We start from the raw sequence: 15853 nt of genomic DNA, 5'->3' as shown, positions 1-15853 counted from the left end.
TAAGGTTAGAAAAAACGCGTGTTGCAAGGTAAATATTTTTATTCACAAAAGAAAATTTTTATTGCCAAAATGGTAGACTTAAGTAAGTAGAGGCTATAGTAGTATGGATAAAAAACAGCTATTCAAACTTTTTAACTAAACAAAATTTAGTCTTTTTAAAAAATTTTGAATCAATATAGGTTTAGGCAAAGTTTGAATCTGTGAACGATTAAATGATACTAAGGAAAATTGATTAAATAGATCGTTGGTTGCTTGCAAGAAAGCTAAAGTAACCTCGATCTTGTGAAATTTCACCAACAACTTCTGATGGGTGAGCAAATGGGATGCTTCTTTTTCAAAGGTAGTAATGGATAACTGATGGCTTTTAGCTAACCTACACAAAGGATCTTCCATCTGATCTACCACCAAGCGCTGTTTATTTTCTAACAAATAAAAATCATACATCCCTTGCCAAATATCTCTTTTTATACGCTTTTTCATATATATGGCTTCCTTATACTGCAAAATAAAATAGTCAAAATAACGGACTCGTTTATGTAGTCTATTGGTTTTAACAGGCAATACTTTTTGTCTGTCGGTATAGAAAGCCACGCAATAGCTGTTGAAAATACAGGTAGTACAAAAATGAGCTACTGGCGTACATTGGAGTGCACCAAAATCCATAATTGCTTGACTATATGTATCAGGTTGTATAGGATCTACTAATAGGGTAGCAAACTGATGCATTTGTTTTCTACCTTGGGATGTACCTATATCATAGGTTAACCCAAAAATACGTGCCAATACACGGTAGACATTTCCATCTACAGCAGCTACTACTTCTTTAAAAGAAACGGCAGCAATCGCTGCGGCTGTATAAGGGCCTACACCCTTCAATGTAAGGAGTGATCGGTAACTAGTAGGAAAAACGCCATTATATTTTTCAACAATAGTTTGCGCACAATGATGTAGGTTACGGGCTCTGCTATAGTAACCCAATCCCTGCCATAAACGGAGCACATCCTGTTCTGTAGCACGGGATAATGCGACTACAGAAGGATATTGGGCAATAAAACGCTCATAATAGGGAAGCCCTTGCACAACTCTTGTTTGTTGCAAAATAATTTCTGATAACCATATCTTATATGGATCTTTAGTGGTACGCCAAGGCAAACAACGCTGATGTAACTTGTACCAAGAAAGCAATAACCTACGAAAAATAAGATGGCTAATGGTATTCATTAATATAGAGGATACGATAATGGAAAGTGTAGTGCATATTTTATTATATTTGGCAAGAAGTACTACTGTAGACTGAATAATCGATAACCATTGCGCAATATAGGCAAGCATAGACAAATTTAAGCGGGGACAAACCATTTTTTATGTGTATAAATAATATCCTTGCAACGACAAGCTTCAGCAAAGAAAAAGATACTATGCCTTTACAATTAACCAATTCACTTGTTTTTTTAGACTTAGAAACTACAGGTACCAATGTAGTACATGATCGCATCATAGAAATTGCAATGATTAAACTTATGCCCAACGGCAACCGCTTGACCTTTTACAAAAGAATTAATCCAGAACAAACTATTCCTATTGAATCTAGTTTAATCCATGGTATTTATACGGAAGATCTAAAAGACAAACCAACGTTTAAACAAATAGGAAAAGAATTAATTGCCTTTTTAAAAGGCGCTGACTTAGCTGGTTTTAATCTGCTGCGTTTTGATATACCTATATTAGTAGAAAGCTTTTTACGGGCAGAATTAGAGTTTAAAGTAGAAACCCGTAAAATCGTAGATGTTCAAAAGCTTTTTCACTTAATGGAAAAAAGAACTTTAAAGGCAGCTTATCAATTTTATTGTCAAAAGGAACTAGATGGCGCTCATAACGCTATGGTAGACATAGAGGCTACTTTAGAGGTACTTATGGAACAAATAAAAAGATATGAAAATCAGCCAGTAGTAGATTCATTAGGCAATGCATTGGGTATCATAAAAAATGATGTGGCTACCCTACATCATCTAACCAATACCAACATGGTGGATTTTGCAGGTAGAATAGTCTACAACGCGCAACATATACCCATCTTTAACTTTGGCAAACACAAAGGGAAAAGTGTATCAGAGGTGCTCAAATTGGAACCTTCTTATTATAAATGGATGATACAAGGTGATTTTCCTTTGGATACCAAGCGTAAATTAACCCAAATTAAAATGGGTATAATAGATTAAAAGTACTTAATTTATTGATTGAAGCAGTCAAGGTTTTACATCTATAGGTCTATTGAATAGTCCTACGGGACGACTTAACCAATCACTTATAACATGACTCGAGTTATAGCATAAGCATTTTTACACTTTTAAAATGTATGGCACTTGAAAAAATTTGTAGATATTATATTTCCGCTACCTATTAAAGCTTTAACCTACTCTATTCCTTTTCAGTACCAAGATAGATTAGAAATAGGTAGTAGTGTACTTGTACCATTGCGTAGCAGCAAACTCTTGCTTGGGATTGTAATCCGCTGCCATAATATCCCTCCCTCCTATCCTACTAAGGATGTATTAGCTATCTCTTACGCAACCCCTTTATTTACAACTCAGCAATTGGCATTCTTAGAATGGATGGCTAATTATTACCTATCTAATCTTGGTGAAACGCTATCGATGGCATGGCCTAAAATACTTAATAACAACATAGGTTTTCAATACAAGGAGTCTATGGGCAACTATACACTATCTGCAATCGAACAAATTATTATAACTGCACTACAACACCAATCTTTATCTTATAGATCTATTGTGTCATTAATAGGACAAAAAGATACTAATAAAGCACTTATAGCACTGCTGTCTAAAAGATTGGTAGAGGCAACTGTCGAAACTGTGATTGATCCAGCAGAGCGTGACAACCGCTACATTACCCTTTCTCCAACTATCCATTTAGATCCATTTACCATAACCAAACTAGCACCACGATCACCGAAACAACAAGCACTTTTAGCCCATTTTTTACCCAATAAAGAAAATTTTCCTCTATATATTTCTAAAGAAGTACTTTTAGGCTATTCTCAATCAGCTTTTCATGCATTATACAAGAAAGGGATTTTGATAAAGACAGATTCACCTCAGCTGGTAACTTTTACAGCACCCTGTACACCATTATCTACTTTAACAACCTATCAAAAAAAAGCGCTTATAGAAATTGAAAGGCAATTTACTCAAAAAACAGCGGTACTATTATATGGTACTATAGGAAGCGGTAAAACAGCGTTATATATGCATCTAATTGCATCTGCACTCTGTCAACAAAAACAAGTATTGTTTTTAGTACCAGAAATAGGTTTAATAACGCATATGGTAGAACGTATCAGACCTTTTTGGGGAGAATGGTTAATGGTACACCACTCAAAACAATCGAATAAAGAAGGTTTAAAAACATGGGCACGCTTGCTAAACCCAGCTGCATTATTGGTCATAGGCACACGATCTGCCCTTTTGCTGCCTTTTAAAGCGCTACAACTGATTATTATAGACGAAGAACACGATCAGGCCTATAAACAGATCGATAGAATGCCTACCTACCATGCACGAGAGAGTAGCATTCTATTGGCACAACAACATCAAGCAAAAGTTTTACTGGGTTCAGCCACACCTTCTATAGAAAGCTATTACAATAGCCAAACTGGTAAATATGGCTTGGTAAGATTAAGCCATAGATTTGGGACAGCAGGGCAACCTAAGTTATTTTTTATTGACCTGAACATAGAAAAAAAGCGTAAAGCTATGCGAGAAAATTTTTCTCTGACGCTACTATCTAAGCTTGAAAAGAACCATATAGAAGGTGGTCAAGCAATGATTTTTCAAAACAGAAGAGGATATGCATCATACTTTTTATGTGCAGCTTGTGGATGGATCCCACGTTGTCTTACTTGCTCGGTAAGTCTTACCTATCACCAAGCATCGAATCATCTCCGCTGCCATTATTGTGACTATACTAGGCTTACTTTTTCGACGTGCGACCATTGTGGATCAAAACAGCTACACAATATAGGCTTTGGTACAGAAAAACTAGAAGAAAGCTTGCAACTTATATTCCCAAAACAAAAGATGGGTCGGATGGATTTAGATAGCACAAAAGGGAAAAATAGTTACCAATCTTTATTGAAAAAGATAAACGATGGATCAATAGATATTTTAGTGGGTACACAGATGATGGCCAAAGGATTAGATTTTGCGAATATGCGCCTTATAGGTATACCTGATATAGATGGATTACTTTACTTTCCTGACTTTAGATCCAATGAAAAATGTTTTCAACTGATTACCCAGTTGGCGGGAAGAGCAGGTAGACGCGACAAAGAAGGCAGTGTATTTATTCAAACCAGACAGAGCGATCATCCTTTGTTTCAATACTTATCTAATGGTGATTATGAAGGGATGTATCATAGTGAATTAGCAGAAAGAAAGCGGTTTCTATATCCTCCCTATGTTAGACTCATTAAACTACGTTTAAGTGGTATGGATGGATCTACCTTACAATCAGGGGCCATCAAATTAAAAAAAATATTAGAAAAAAATTTTGAAGGTATAGCACTAGGACCTCAACAACCATTAGTGGGTAAAATCAGAAATTATTTTTTATTAGATCTATTATTAAAAATACCGAGTAAAAATTTAAGTAGATTGCAGCGTATAAAAGAGGATGTAAGAAATGGTTGCAAATATATGCTAAGTAAAGAACCCTATAGCAAAATCAAAATAGTATTGGATATAGATCCGATTTAATATACAATTCATAGAGAACGTTACACTAAATATGGTTCTGTTGCGTACAAACGCAACAGAACGAATAAATTAAAATCACTAAAATACTTTCATTTTAAACCTTTTTTGAAGCCATTTAGGTAACAAAATAGCTCCTAAAATCAGGTAAAGATAAAAAGTAGCCATACGCCATAGCAGTACAATTAGCAAGGTATAGTCCCCTAACATAGGTTCAAAAAATTGCTGAAACAAAAGTTCAGCGATACCAGTTCCACCTGGCAAAGCAGGCACCAACATCAATGTCCACATGACTACTTGTTTGCCCAAAATAACCAAATGTTCACCAAAGGAAGTAGGACAATAGGTAGCAATTAAACAATTCATTAAGATATATCGAACCGTCCAAATTAAAAAGGTACAAAGCAACATTTTACACCAAAAAAGAAGCCCTCTCCCTCTAAATTCATCTGAAGTAACTATAATATCTTTACTAAGCTGATAGGCCGATCGACGCCATCGCTTTAGGAAAGCGATACTGGTCACATAGATTAAAATCCACTTTAAGAACTTGGGGTTTATAAAGACACCAATGGCCATTACCAAATTATACAAGAAGAACAAAATATAAATAATAATAAAAAAGCGCTTGATGCTACTACAGAATGGGCCTGCCATAGCAAAAATAGGATCATATACTCCGCCTAAACCAAATGAACCTGCTAAAAGAAAGAAAAAATTATCCATCATCCCCAGCACTACAATATAGGCCATAGATCTACCCAGTGATAATCCTTCTTTAGATAGAAGAAAAATAGCCACTAACCCTCCTCCTACTACAGATGGGGTTACAGCAGTCCCAAACTCCCAAAGAATAGCTACATACAAACAACTAGTCCAACGCAAGCTATGATTGCTTAAGACGCGTAACCTATATATATGACCAACTTCTCGCAGCAGAATAGCCAAGCAAGCCATATATAGATAATTCCAATTAGGGTGATACAATAATCTAACTATTTCACTCGAAATTTTACCAGATCTATAAAATAGAAATACTGTAATAGCTAGTCCACCCAATATAGGCAGCCATACTTTTTTAACATTTAATGTTTTAGGAGGATCTTGCGCATCCATCTGGGTCTGATTGTTCATTTAAGTTGATTCAGATAATTCTACAGAAGCCGTTATGCCTTTTACAGAGGGCACCCTGAAATAATTTGAATCACTACTGGGCGCAAGTGATAAGGCTTGTTCATGGGAAAGTGAATTCGACACCACATCTGTACGAAGGCTACTAGATTCTAGTTTAGAAGGCTTTTCTGCTAGCATAACATTATTGTCTACATCTAGTTCATCTAATTGTTCTACCCAATCTACCATTGCATTTAAGTCATGGAGCATCTTCTCCCGCTCATGTGGCGGCAATTCAAGACGACAAAGGTAGGCCAATTTATTTAAAAGGTCGTCATCAATGATCATATGTACTTTACATAAAAAAGTTTAACAAGTAATAAAGTTCGTTTATAAATCAAATAAAACAAAATAGCCATACGATGTTATATGGGGAACTATATTGCAGTTTATCCGTGTAATAACAATTGAACCACCACATCATTCTGTTTAGCAACGTCTAATGGGACCTTACCAGATTTATCTTGTAGATCGGTACGTGCACCTGCGCCTAAAAGGGTTTGCACTACTTTTATATTTCCATGCTGTACTGCGTAATGCAATGGCGTACAGCGATTGTTATCTGGTTGATTGGGATCAAGTCCGAATCTCAATAAGTCAGCAACCATTTTATTACTACTTTCACCATCTTTACAATCAGCAGCCCAAGACAACAAATTTTCACACTCGCATGAAATGGGTTTTATTTTCAGAGCTATTGCTTGTTCAATCAATGCTTGCATAGTACGTACATGTCTCTTCTCGACTGACCAATATAAAGAGGTAAAATTATTTTTATCTAAGGCATCTACCTTTGCCCCTTTCTCAAGCAACTGTTTGGTAATACGACCATCATTATCACAATAGCCAGCCCAATGTAACGGGGTATTGCCATATGAATCTCTCATATTAGGATCTGCACCCGTATGCAAATAGGCACGCACTTTTTCAAATTCACCTTTTTTGATGGCTACGATTAAAGGCATTCGCTTCGATGATGCATCAGCTTTTTGGTGGCAGTTGCTGGCTATCAAGAATCCGCAAGTTATAACAAATAAAGCTAGATATTGCATATAGTACACTAACAGCAAATGGATTAGCAAACGAAAGATAATCCAATAGATCGACTTATAGATCTACTGGATAAATTGCGTACACAGGCAAATAAAAATGCCCAACACAGACCCGAAAGTGGAACATAAGCCAGATCTATTAGCCAATTATCCATGCAACGTAACAAACGCGCGGCTACCATGTAAGATCTGAATAAGTGACCACGCATGAATCTAGCAAAGATCTACGACCTCTACTTCAAATAATAGAATTGCATTTTCAGGAATAACGCCTTTTATACCGTCAGGGCCATAGGCTAAAATAGATGGTATAAACAAACGTGCTTTTTCATGCTTTTTGAGCAATAATAAACCTTCTTGCCATCCTTGAATCACACCACGTTCACCTACTCGAAATTCGAATGGTTGATAGCCCTTATGTGGATTATAAAGGTTGTTGGCTTTGGCAACCTCTTCTACACTGGTATCAAAAATAGTACCATCTAATAGTCTACCAGTATAATGGACTTTAATGGTTTGCCCCTTTACTACAGGCCTACCTTGAGAAGGTTGATCAATTGTATAAAAAAGACCAGAATCGGTTGAAGAAGCTTGAATATGATGGGTAGTTAAATAATCTATAATAAGCTGTTTGTCTTTGGCTAATTGGGCACTACGAGATTGGGCTAGCATTTGGCTATACTCTTGATCGGTCATAATTTTATCTAATTTAATATCAAACATTAATGTATCCTCTTGGTTTAACGCACACTGCTTTAAAAGTTGTGCCAAATGGGCTGGATTTTCTTCGTCTAAATAGTATTGAGGGGTGCATTTAAAAACCACTCGCTGCTTTTCTTGCATCATACCTATCATCTCAGCTATTCTCTTATCTTTTGACTGAAAATTATTATCAAATAGAAATATACATTCTTTTTGATTGATCCGTATGCTTTCCTTCCTGTTTGCTTCCTTTTTATGGATGACTTTCATAGTAATAAAGACTTTAATCCATTGGCCATCTTGTACTTTTTTCCCACTACTTTTCTTCCCTATGGTTTTATAAGAAAGACCAGATGGCGTGGTTACAAAAGGATAGCCATAGCAATGGTATTGATGATTGTAACAGACTAGTCCTAAGAATAGTACCAATGCGGTACATACTATCTTGCGTTTCATATGATTTTATCAATAATTAAAGGAAAAACTCTTGCAATATTTTTTCAAACCGATCTACCGTTTCAACTAAACTCAAATGAGAAACCCCTCCTGCAGCATTTTTATGTCCGCCGCCATTAAAATATTTTTTAGCAATTAGGTTAGCTGGCAAATCACCAATAGAACGCAGGGAAAGATATACGGTGTCATCCTTTTCCTTTAAAACAGCAGCCAAAGATATGTCTTTTATAGAAAGCGCATAATCTACCAATCCTTCCGTATCACCACTCTTTAAGTCGTATCTTTTATAATCCTCTTTTTGAATAACAAAATAAGCTACATGTAACGGCCATAGCACAACCAACCGTTGACTAATTGCAAAACTAAAAAAATGCAACCTATTCAGAGACTTATTGTCATAAATAAGCCGTTGGACCTTAAAAGTTTCTACACCATATTCTATCAAATCTGCTGCAATACGATGGGTAATAGCCCTAGTATTTGGATTTTTAAAGGAGTTGGTATCGGTGACCAGACCAGCATACAAACAAGTGGCAATAGCAGGGGTTATCTTTTTTTTCTGTCCCAATGCTTCAAAAATTTGAAACAAGATCTCTGCACTGGCCGCTGCTTGGGAATCCCATAATAAAAGATCTGCAAAATTTTCTGGTTCTATATGGTGGTCAATAATAATCTTAAATACATCAGATTGCTTCAATAGATAGGCCCATTCATCCAAACGACTAACAGCAGAAAAATCTACACAAAATAGTAGATCTATATCCTGCATTTGGGCCAATAAGGCCTGCTGCGTATAATGGGCTGCTACTATTACGGTATCTACACCGGGAAGCCAAGATAGAAAAGCAGGATATTCCGTTGGGGCAATTACATGAACAGAATGGCCTTGGTCCCTTAGAAATAAAGCCAAAGCCAAGGAGGTACCTAGTGCATCTGCATCAGGCCTAGCATGCATCAGTACGGCAACTTGCTTAGGACTAGCCAACTGTTCCTTTAAAATAGATATATCGTACATATAAGAAGCAATCTAATAAAAATTTGTGGTATAGAAAAACTAATTTGATTGTAAAAATAATTATTGAAACTGTGATGGATGGCACACTACACACTGCTTCGTTTATCATATCAAAGCTATAGATAAAAGATGAATCTACTGCTACCTTAGAAAGGATAGATATGGTTCAATAATGTATAAGTAAGTAGATTACTCTATTCTATACCTTTCATCCTTAACTTGTGCCAATTCTTCCATAGCTTTAAGAAAATAATAAGGCTGCATACACTGCTCTATTTGGTGCATTTTTTGATTATACTTTTCTTGGGTAGCTGTTTCCTTATCTCTACGCTTTACACAGGCAATAAAGATCCCTATCTCATCTACAATCGGATCACTGATCAGATTTAATGATAATCCAAAGCATTTTCCTACAAAAGTTTGGGCTTGCTTAAGATGAGGAAGATTATTGTCCAAAAAGCGCAATCCATCTACCGATTGTACGGCTATACCCTCTCCATATGCTTCGGCTATAGCTTGTAACGTAAGCCCATCCACTTGCTTTAGTTTATTCAAAATCAATTTGGCTTTTTCTTGATGTAACACTTTTTGATAGACTTTGTGGCGGACTGAGTCTAAAGGAAGCAAGTCCCCTACCTTGACCTGGTCTACCATCACGCCCAATAGATAAGCATCTCCCAAATCAAGCAGGGGAGAAACCTTTCCTACAGCCGCCTTGTTGTACAACCAACAAACCACCTTTCGGGCATCTGCATGGATACCAATCGTGTAATCTGATGGTACTACTGTCTCTTTCTGAATGGTTAAGTGGCGATTAGCAGCCAATTTTTCCAAATCAACTAAACTTTTGACCTGATCAGCGAGATGGGTTACTTGCTTTAAATGGATATTACGGGTATGGTCACTGATTATTGGTTTTTTCTCAATGACCGCTATTTCATAACGCCCTTTTTCTTCTTTTACCAACTTATACAAGGTATGAATAGAATTATTCACAACGGGTCCCACTACCATACCCTCTTTTAGGGTATGCCTTATGGTTGTAAAGGCATCTGGCAATCTATCAGCTGTACAGCTCAAAGTAGTATCTGTAACATGGCCATCTGTTTGCTGCTTAGCAAAGATATAGGGATCCGTCGTAGTGGAAAATTGGACGATAAGTGAACTAATTTCTTTCTGAAATTCAGAAGTATCTTTTTCACTTGGCTGAATAGGAAGAGTAATATACTGAATGGTTCTGCTTTCTGATGCAGCAGTATAATCGTTTTTATGGGCAGCCATATAGTCCCGTAATTGCTGATTGGTAATTGGAATCAAATCATCTTCCACTAAAGTAAAAGGAATGTGCAGATAATCTACATCACAAAATAGGCCAGCACGCTCTGCAGCTTGCGCTTCTTCTAATCCAGTAACAAAACAACTCTGTACCATAAGTTGGTGTAACTTATGTTTGGCTCTTTCCAGAGCGATTTTTTTTTCATAAGCACACCACCGTTCTTGTCCACCTTCAGATTTGGATAATTCGTTAAGAGCGGTTAATAATTTTTGTTTATCGAATGCAGCTGTTTTCGGATCTTTAAAAGATGCTATAAGCCATGGATGAATATGGTCTCCTTGTACCAAATCGACCAGTTCACAGTCACCTACCACAATCCCAGCTTGGTTTAGTTCCTTTGTATAGAGCATATCTTGAACCAATTGATGCCATGCAGCATTCTTTAAACGCATTTGCGCTTCTTGCGTGGGCCGCTTACCTGGACTGACAACATTATGATAAGCCTCTTCATAAACCTTACAGTAATCCATATAGCTGATTTTTTTACCGAATAGGGTACCTATTTGATCTTTACCACTGAAAAAATGGGGAATAATACGGGCGAGCTCACTACCCAAAAACATAATCAAGAAAAAGAGGACAACTATAACGACAAAACGATTGCCCGTCTTTCTAATTTTTTTAAGAATTGCCATCTATACAAACGATTTAATTTAAATGCTTTTCTGCACAAACTATAGCTAAGGACCATGCAAATTTACCGCCTAATAAAATAGGATCAAAATAGAGCATTATAGAACATTTCATTATTCATCAGTAAGTTACCTTAATAGCCCTTTGCGTTGCAATAAAATGGTCAAAAATTTGATATCATTATCTCCATGAAAAATTTTAAATGGAAGATAAAAAAACTGAACCTTAGATAATACCAATAGAAAATATCCTTTTTTTTTATAGGCCTTTGTAATGTCCATCCATGCTATAGGCATTGCTTGTTTTGAATTAATCTGCATCATCAAATATTGGCTATTGATTTCATAAGCTATGCGTTCAAACATAGCACGATTGGCATCTAGGTGTGTAAGTCCATAAAATTGAATCACCCAAAATATTAAATACCCAATAAAAAATAGCAGTCCAACCAACACAAACCAGATCGTCTTTATAAAAAAGGTACTACTCATAAAAAGCACAAGCAGCGGAAAAATCCACCATTGCATGCGTAAAATATTTTGCATCCCTAATTTTATATAAAGGTTACTAGGTATTTTATATTTTTTTGTCTTGACAATCATAAATTTCAAATAAAAACTACTACCCAACAGGTTGCATAGCCTATGTAGCTAAACGATTTAAAATATGTGGTGAATATAATGATTTTAGCTATAACTTAAGTATATTGCCTGAGCTTAGTTGCTACAGTAGCGTGACGATAAAATTTAAAATATATGTTTGCCACATTATCATTATCAGACTATAACATTTGCATCACTACTTTAGCCATCGACCAGAGTAGTGGTGCAGGGGGTAACCTAACAATACCTCCATTTTGGTTGGCTATACCTTTTATCGTTCTATTATTGATGATTGCTACAGGACCGGTTTTTTTTGCCAATTTTTGGCATAAACACTACCCAAAGGTAGCTATATTGTTGGCTACGCTTGTGATGGCTTACTACTGTATAGTACTAGAAAACAAAATTAAACCTATAGAAGCAGCAGCGGAATATATACAATTTATGGCACTGATTACTGCTTTATATGTTGCAACTGGCGGCATTGCCATTCAAGTAAATACCCGTGCTACCCCACTGGCCAATATAGGGTTACTCTTTATGGGCGCATTATTCGCTAATTTAATCGGTACAACAGGAGCCTCTATGCTTTTTATACGTCCTTATCTAGGATTAAATAAAGCACGGATTAAGGCCTATCATATTATCTTTTTTATCTTTATAGTTAGTAACATAGGGGGCGCATTAACGCCTATTGGGGATCCTCCTTTATTTCTAGGGTTTTTAAAAGGGGTGCCTTTCAAATGGACTGTAATACATCATAGTTTACCTTGGTTATCAGCTTTGTTTATGCTATTGTCTATTTTTTACTTTTTTGATAAAAACAATAAAGTGGCAGTGGATTGTAGCGTATATCCTGCAAGTTTCTCTATTACAGGCAGTAAAAATCTAATTTGGTTGACGATGGCTATTGGTGCGGTATTTTTAGATCCAACCATTTTTGCTTGGTTGCCTACTATTGACTACCATGGCCATTCTATTTCATTTGTACGTGAGTTGATCATGCTGACCATAGCCACACTTGCATACCACACTGCAAATAGACAAATATTGCAATCGAATGGATTTAGTTTTGCCCCTTTAAATGAGGTCTGCTTAATTTTTATAGGTATCTTTGGTACCATGATTCCAGCACTTGAATTAATTGGTAAGTTTGCTGCATCTGAAATGGGTAAGTCATTGATTACACCCAATACTTTATATTGGGGGACAGGGCTTTTTTCTTCCATATTGGATAACGCGCCTACTTACTTAAATTTTGTAGCCGCGAGCATGGCAGCACAAGGTGCTAATATTGAACTTATAGCTAATGTACAAGCATATGCGGCAGGTGGCATCTACCCCGATTCAGTCATTGGATTGAAAGCAATTTCTTTAGCTTCCGTTTTTTTTGGCGCCATGACTTATATTGGAAACGGCCCCAACTTTATGGTTAAATCTATTGCTGAACAAGCAGGTATCTCTATGCCTGCTTTTGGCCACTATATTTTTCGATTTTCTATGCCTATTTTACTGCCTGTACTTTTTATAATTTGGCTACTTTTCTTGACACCGTAAAGGGATAGGGATGGATCTAAGCACATAGCTGTATATTATCTAAATGAATCAAATACTAAACAGAGTAGTTGCTTTGTTTCTGACGGTTAGCCTATGCTTATCTCTACTATTTGCGCAAGAAAAGCATACTAGTTTGGTATGCAAGGATATAGCAATATCCATCAAGGCTTATCCAAACCAATCGCTTATAACGGTCCAAGGGATCCTTGATCTTTTACAAGCAACCTATCCAATCTCTTTACAAAAGACACGCCTAAAAACGATCGACACTTATGCCATACAAGATCAATTGAGTAGACATCCGCTTATAAAAAGTGTATTGGTCTATAAAACTTGGAACGGTGTTTTAACAATCTCCTTAGAAACCAAATATTTTATTGCGCGTACCATTAGCCTCATGGAGCCAAATGGTACAGAGGCCTATCTAGATGAAAAGGGTAGCTTGATAGCACTAAAAGGTCTACCGCGTCTTCGACTGCTTGTTATAACTGGTAAAAACATAACTACAGAAAAAAGAAAACGCGCCGATAAGGGATTACTGGAACTATTACACTACATGCATAGGGATCCTTTTTGGCAAAGACAGATAACAAGCTTACAGGTAGAAGATAATGGTAAAATCATACTTGGCACTCAAATAGGTGGACATCAAATAGAATTTGGGAAAGCAGAAAACATAGAGGAAAAGTTTCAGAAACTGTGGCTTTTCTATAGCCAAGTTATGCCTTATAAAGGGTGGAATGCATACCATCTTGTAAATTTAGAATTTAAAAATCAACTAGTTTGTCAATAATTTAAAGCTTTTTGCATTTTTTTTGATGAGGTGGCCACAAGACTTAACAAGAACGAATGCGACTAAAACAACTTACCGCATGAAGGAGGTAATGGTGGTAGCTTCTCAGCCAATAGCGCAGACCATGATGCAATCTTAAAGATTTTACGGCGTGCAGTAGCGCCACGTACTAAGGTAATATGGCTTTTGGCGATACCAAACATTTGCGCCAATAGTGCAATAATGGCTTTATTGGCTTTACCCCCTTCAGGAGGAGCCATAACCCGAAGGTGTAATATATATTTTTCGCCTTCACCTATCCAACCTTCAATTTTATCCTGATGACTTTTAGGCCTTGCATAGATATGTAAAAAATATAAAGATGGATGTGATAAGGTCATTTGGGTTGCTGTTTATAAGATGAATAGTTATAAGACCATTCTTTATGCGTTTTTGGATTAAAATAACCACTATGAATCTAAAAATAGATGCATCATTACAATTTAAATTTGCTCTATGCATTGGATTAAGCCAATCATGCATTATCTGAGGAGACGTTCCGCTTAACCTAGACCATGAAAGGCAGCATTGGATCGTATGCTATTATTTTCTAAATTTACATTAGTGGTTTAGTAGCTAACTATTAAAATTTTAAGCAAAATGAATAATTATATAAACGATTATACAAGCAACAGGCGTGCCATAGATCATGGATTACAGCGCTATATGGTTAAAGTATATGCGCATATGGCTTTTGGGCTGTTGATTACCGCCATTACAGCAGCTGCAACCTATACTTTCCCATCTTTAATGCGCTTATTTTTTGTCTTTGATCAGTGCGGAAATATTATAGATCGTACCTTAGGGGGTTATGTGGTACTATTTGCGCCATTTTGCATTTCAATATATCTATCATGCAACTTTACCAAGGCAACATTTGCCCATTCTAGATTCCTTTTAGGATGCTATGCTGCACTTACTGGGGTTTCATGCTCTGTACTACCGTTTTTTTTCACAATTGATTCTTTACATAAAGTTTTTTTAGTAACGGCCTGCACCTTTAGTGCGATGAGTATCTATGGCTACACCACCAAACGTGATTTAACTGCTTTGGGCTCTTTTTGTATGATGGCGCTTTGGGGGCTTATTATAAGTGGAGTAGTAAATTTCTTTTTCCACAGTGATGCAGTTGACTTTGTAAGCAGTTTTATAGGAGTAGTGGTTTTTATTGGTTTTGTAGGATATGACACCCAAAAATTAAAAAAACTATACTATGAGGTACAAGACACAGCCTTGGCAGAAAGAGTTGCGGTAATCGGTGCATTCCAACTCTATCTTGATTTTATAAATCTTTTTTTATACTTATTGCGTTTTTTAGGGCAACAAAAAAGAAGGGATTAACCATCAAAGAAATAGACAACAACACCAGTGGATTACAAAGCTCCATCATAGCTACGATATATACACTACTATCCAAGTGTAGTCCAACCCTTATATCGGCATGGTACAATGGATATCAGTGCCTACAATAGGGATATACATTAACATAGCTAACTATGTTAGTGTATATCTTATTAGTAGCCCCTTCTGAAACCATTTTCATAAGTTGCCTCCTGCCTTTTTCCAGCCAAGGCATCTATATCGATCGGATGTCTAATGGGTAGACTCTGATTTACGGAACATTGGTTTTATACCAAGTAAAATACTGTCCACTCATAAAGCGTATCACAACCTTGACACGCATATATAATGTGCAAAGCATCACAATAGGTTTTTTAAATAG

General features: G+C 36.4%; 14 protein-coding genes. 5 read left to right on the top strand and 9 right to left on the bottom strand.

What is annotated here, in order from left to right:
* Nucleotides 1-135 precede the first annotated feature (135 nt).
* Entirely contained in the window at nucleotides 136-1332 is a 1197-nt protein-coding gene (gene mutY, locus AL022_RS03090) for an A/G-specific adenine glycosylase (RefSeq protein ID WP_242388172.1), read from the bottom strand.
* Between the two features lie 86 nt (nucleotides 1333-1418).
* On the opposite strand from mutY, the gene AL022_RS03085 reads away from it, so the two are divergent.
* Nucleotides 1419-2219, top strand: coding sequence for a 3'-5' exonuclease (locus AL022_RS03085; protein WP_014934818.1), 801 nt, complete (start codon nucleotides 1419-1421; stop codon nucleotides 2217-2219).
* Nucleotides 2220-2363: 144 nt separating this feature from the next.
* Nucleotides 2364-4775 (top strand): replication restart helicase PriA, encoded by a 2412-nt coding sequence (priA, locus tag AL022_RS03080; RefSeq protein ID WP_014934817.1) that lies wholly within the window; start codon nucleotides 2364-2366, stop codon nucleotides 4773-4775.
* Between the two features lie 78 nt (nucleotides 4776-4853).
* Here priA and AL022_RS03075 read toward each other — a convergent pair whose 3' ends face one another.
* From AL022_RS03075 to AL022_RS03045, 7 genes are all read right to left on the bottom strand, one after another.
* Entirely contained in the window at nucleotides 4854-5906 is a 1053-nt protein-coding gene (locus tag AL022_RS03075; protein ID WP_014934816.1) for a lysylphosphatidylglycerol synthase transmembrane domain-containing protein, read from the bottom strand.
* The gene (gene gatC / locus AL022_RS03070) at nucleotides 5907-6233 is read right to left on the bottom strand and encodes an Asp-tRNA(Asn)/Glu-tRNA(Gln) amidotransferase subunit GatC (protein ID WP_014934815.1); all 327 of its coding nucleotides are present in this window, start codon (nucleotides 6231-6233) and stop codon (nucleotides 5907-5909) included. It lies immediately after the preceding gene.
* Between the two features lie 101 nt (nucleotides 6234-6334).
* Nucleotides 6335-6997: an ankyrin repeat domain-containing protein gene (locus AL022_RS03065; RefSeq protein WP_014934814.1), complete on the bottom strand. Its 663-nt coding sequence runs from the start codon at nucleotides 6995-6997 to the stop codon at nucleotides 6335-6337.
* 213 nt (nucleotides 6998-7210) lie between these two features.
* Complete coding sequence (locus tag AL022_RS03060; RefSeq protein WP_014934813.1) at nucleotides 7211-8155, bottom strand: FKBP-type peptidyl-prolyl cis-trans isomerase; 945 nt, start codon at nucleotides 8153-8155, stop codon at nucleotides 7211-7213.
* 16 nt (nucleotides 8156-8171) lie between these two features.
* Entirely contained in the window at nucleotides 8172-9170 is a 999-nt protein-coding gene (locus tag AL022_RS03055) for a DHH family phosphoesterase (RefSeq protein ID WP_014934812.1), read from the bottom strand.
* A gap of 189 nt (nucleotides 9171-9359) precedes the next feature.
* A complete protein-coding gene (locus AL022_RS03050; RefSeq protein ID WP_014934811.1) occupies nucleotides 9360-11141 on the bottom strand; it encodes a SurA N-terminal domain-containing protein in 1782 nt (593 codons plus the stop codon).
* A gap of 126 nt (nucleotides 11142-11267) precedes the next feature.
* Nucleotides 11268-11684, bottom strand: a complete 417-nt coding sequence (locus AL022_RS03045; protein ID WP_158309916.1) for a YcxB family protein — start codon at nucleotides 11682-11684, stop codon at nucleotides 11268-11270.
* Between the two features lie 210 nt (nucleotides 11685-11894).
* On the opposite strand from AL022_RS03045, the gene AL022_RS03040 reads away from it, so the two are divergent.
* On the top strand, nucleotides 11895-13298 hold the full coding sequence (locus AL022_RS03040) for a sodium:proton antiporter (RefSeq protein WP_014934809.1): 1404 nt from the start codon (nucleotides 11895-11897) through the stop codon (nucleotides 13296-13298).
* Between the two features lie 43 nt (nucleotides 13299-13341).
* Entirely contained in the window at nucleotides 13342-14091 is a 750-nt protein-coding gene (locus AL022_RS03035; RefSeq protein ID WP_014934808.1) for a cell division protein FtsQ/DivIB, read from the top strand.
* Nucleotides 14092-14153: 62 nt separating this feature from the next.
* Here AL022_RS03035 and AL022_RS03030 read toward each other — a convergent pair whose 3' ends face one another.
* The gene (locus tag AL022_RS03030; RefSeq protein WP_014934807.1) at nucleotides 14154-14471 is read right to left on the bottom strand and encodes a DUF167 domain-containing protein; all 318 of its coding nucleotides are present in this window, start codon (nucleotides 14469-14471) and stop codon (nucleotides 14154-14156) included.
* A 259-nt stretch (nucleotides 14472-14730) separates the two neighbouring features.
* Here AL022_RS03030 and AL022_RS03025 point away from each other — a divergent pair, with 259 nt between their 5' ends.
* Nucleotides 14731-15471, top strand: coding sequence for a Bax inhibitor-1/YccA family protein (locus AL022_RS03025; RefSeq protein ID WP_014934806.1), 741 nt, complete (start codon nucleotides 14731-14733; stop codon nucleotides 15469-15471).
* The last annotated feature ends 382 nt before the right edge of the window (nucleotides 15472-15853 follow it).

The sequence above is a fragment of the Cardinium endosymbiont cEper1 of Encarsia pergandiella genome (genome assembly GCF_000304455.1).
GTDB lineage: Bacteria > Bacteroidota > Bacteroidia > Cytophagales > Amoebophilaceae > Cardinium.
The sequence above is the reverse complement of the archived record's forward strand: the minus strand, read 5'-3'. Positions and strand labels throughout refer to the sequence as shown.

Bases quoted from the DNA above. Each gene is read 5' to 3' on its own strand.
- AL022_RS03050 (WP_014934811.1), bottom strand. From the start codon at position 11,141: ATGGCAATTCTTAAAAAAATTAGAAAGACGGGCAATCGTTTTGTCGTT.
- AL022_RS03085 (WP_014934818.1), top strand. From the start codon at position 1,419: ATGCCTTTACAATTAACCAATTCACTTGTTTTTTTAGACTTAGAAACT.
- AL022_RS03030 (WP_014934807.1), bottom strand. From the start codon at position 14,471: ATGACCTTATCACATCCATCTTTATATTTTTTACATATCTATGCAAGG.
- AL022_RS03040 (WP_014934809.1), top strand. From the start codon at position 11,895: ATGTTTGCCACATTATCATTATCAGACTATAACATTTGCATCACTACT.
- AL022_RS03035 (WP_014934808.1), top strand. From the start codon at position 13,342: ATGAATCAAATACTAAACAGAGTAGTTGCTTTGTTTCTGACGGTTAGC.
- AL022_RS03065 (WP_014934814.1), bottom strand. From the start codon at position 6,997: ATGCAATATCTAGCTTTATTTGTTATAACTTGCGGATTCTTGATAGCC.
- mutY (WP_242388172.1), bottom strand. From the start codon at position 1,332: ATGCTTGCCTATATTGCGCAATGGTTATCGATTATTCAGTCTACAGTA.
- AL022_RS03075 (WP_014934816.1), bottom strand. From the start codon at position 5,906: ATGAACAATCAGACCCAGATGGATGCGCAAGATCCTCCTAAAACATTA.
- AL022_RS03060 (WP_014934813.1), bottom strand. From the start codon at position 8,155: ATGAAACGCAAGATAGTATGTACCGCATTGGTACTATTCTTAGGACTA.
- AL022_RS03045 (WP_158309916.1), bottom strand. From the start codon at position 11,684: ATGCAAAATATTTTACGCATGCAATGGTGGATTTTTCCGCTGCTTGTG.
- AL022_RS03055 (WP_014934812.1), bottom strand. From the start codon at position 9,170: ATGTACGATATATCTATTTTAAAGGAACAGTTGGCTAGTCCTAAGCAA.
- gatC (WP_014934815.1), bottom strand. From the start codon at position 6,233: ATGATCATTGATGACGACCTTTTAAATAAATTGGCCTACCTTTGTCGT.
- AL022_RS03025 (WP_014934806.1), top strand. From the start codon at position 14,731: ATGAATAATTATATAAACGATTATACAAGCAACAGGCGTGCCATAGAT.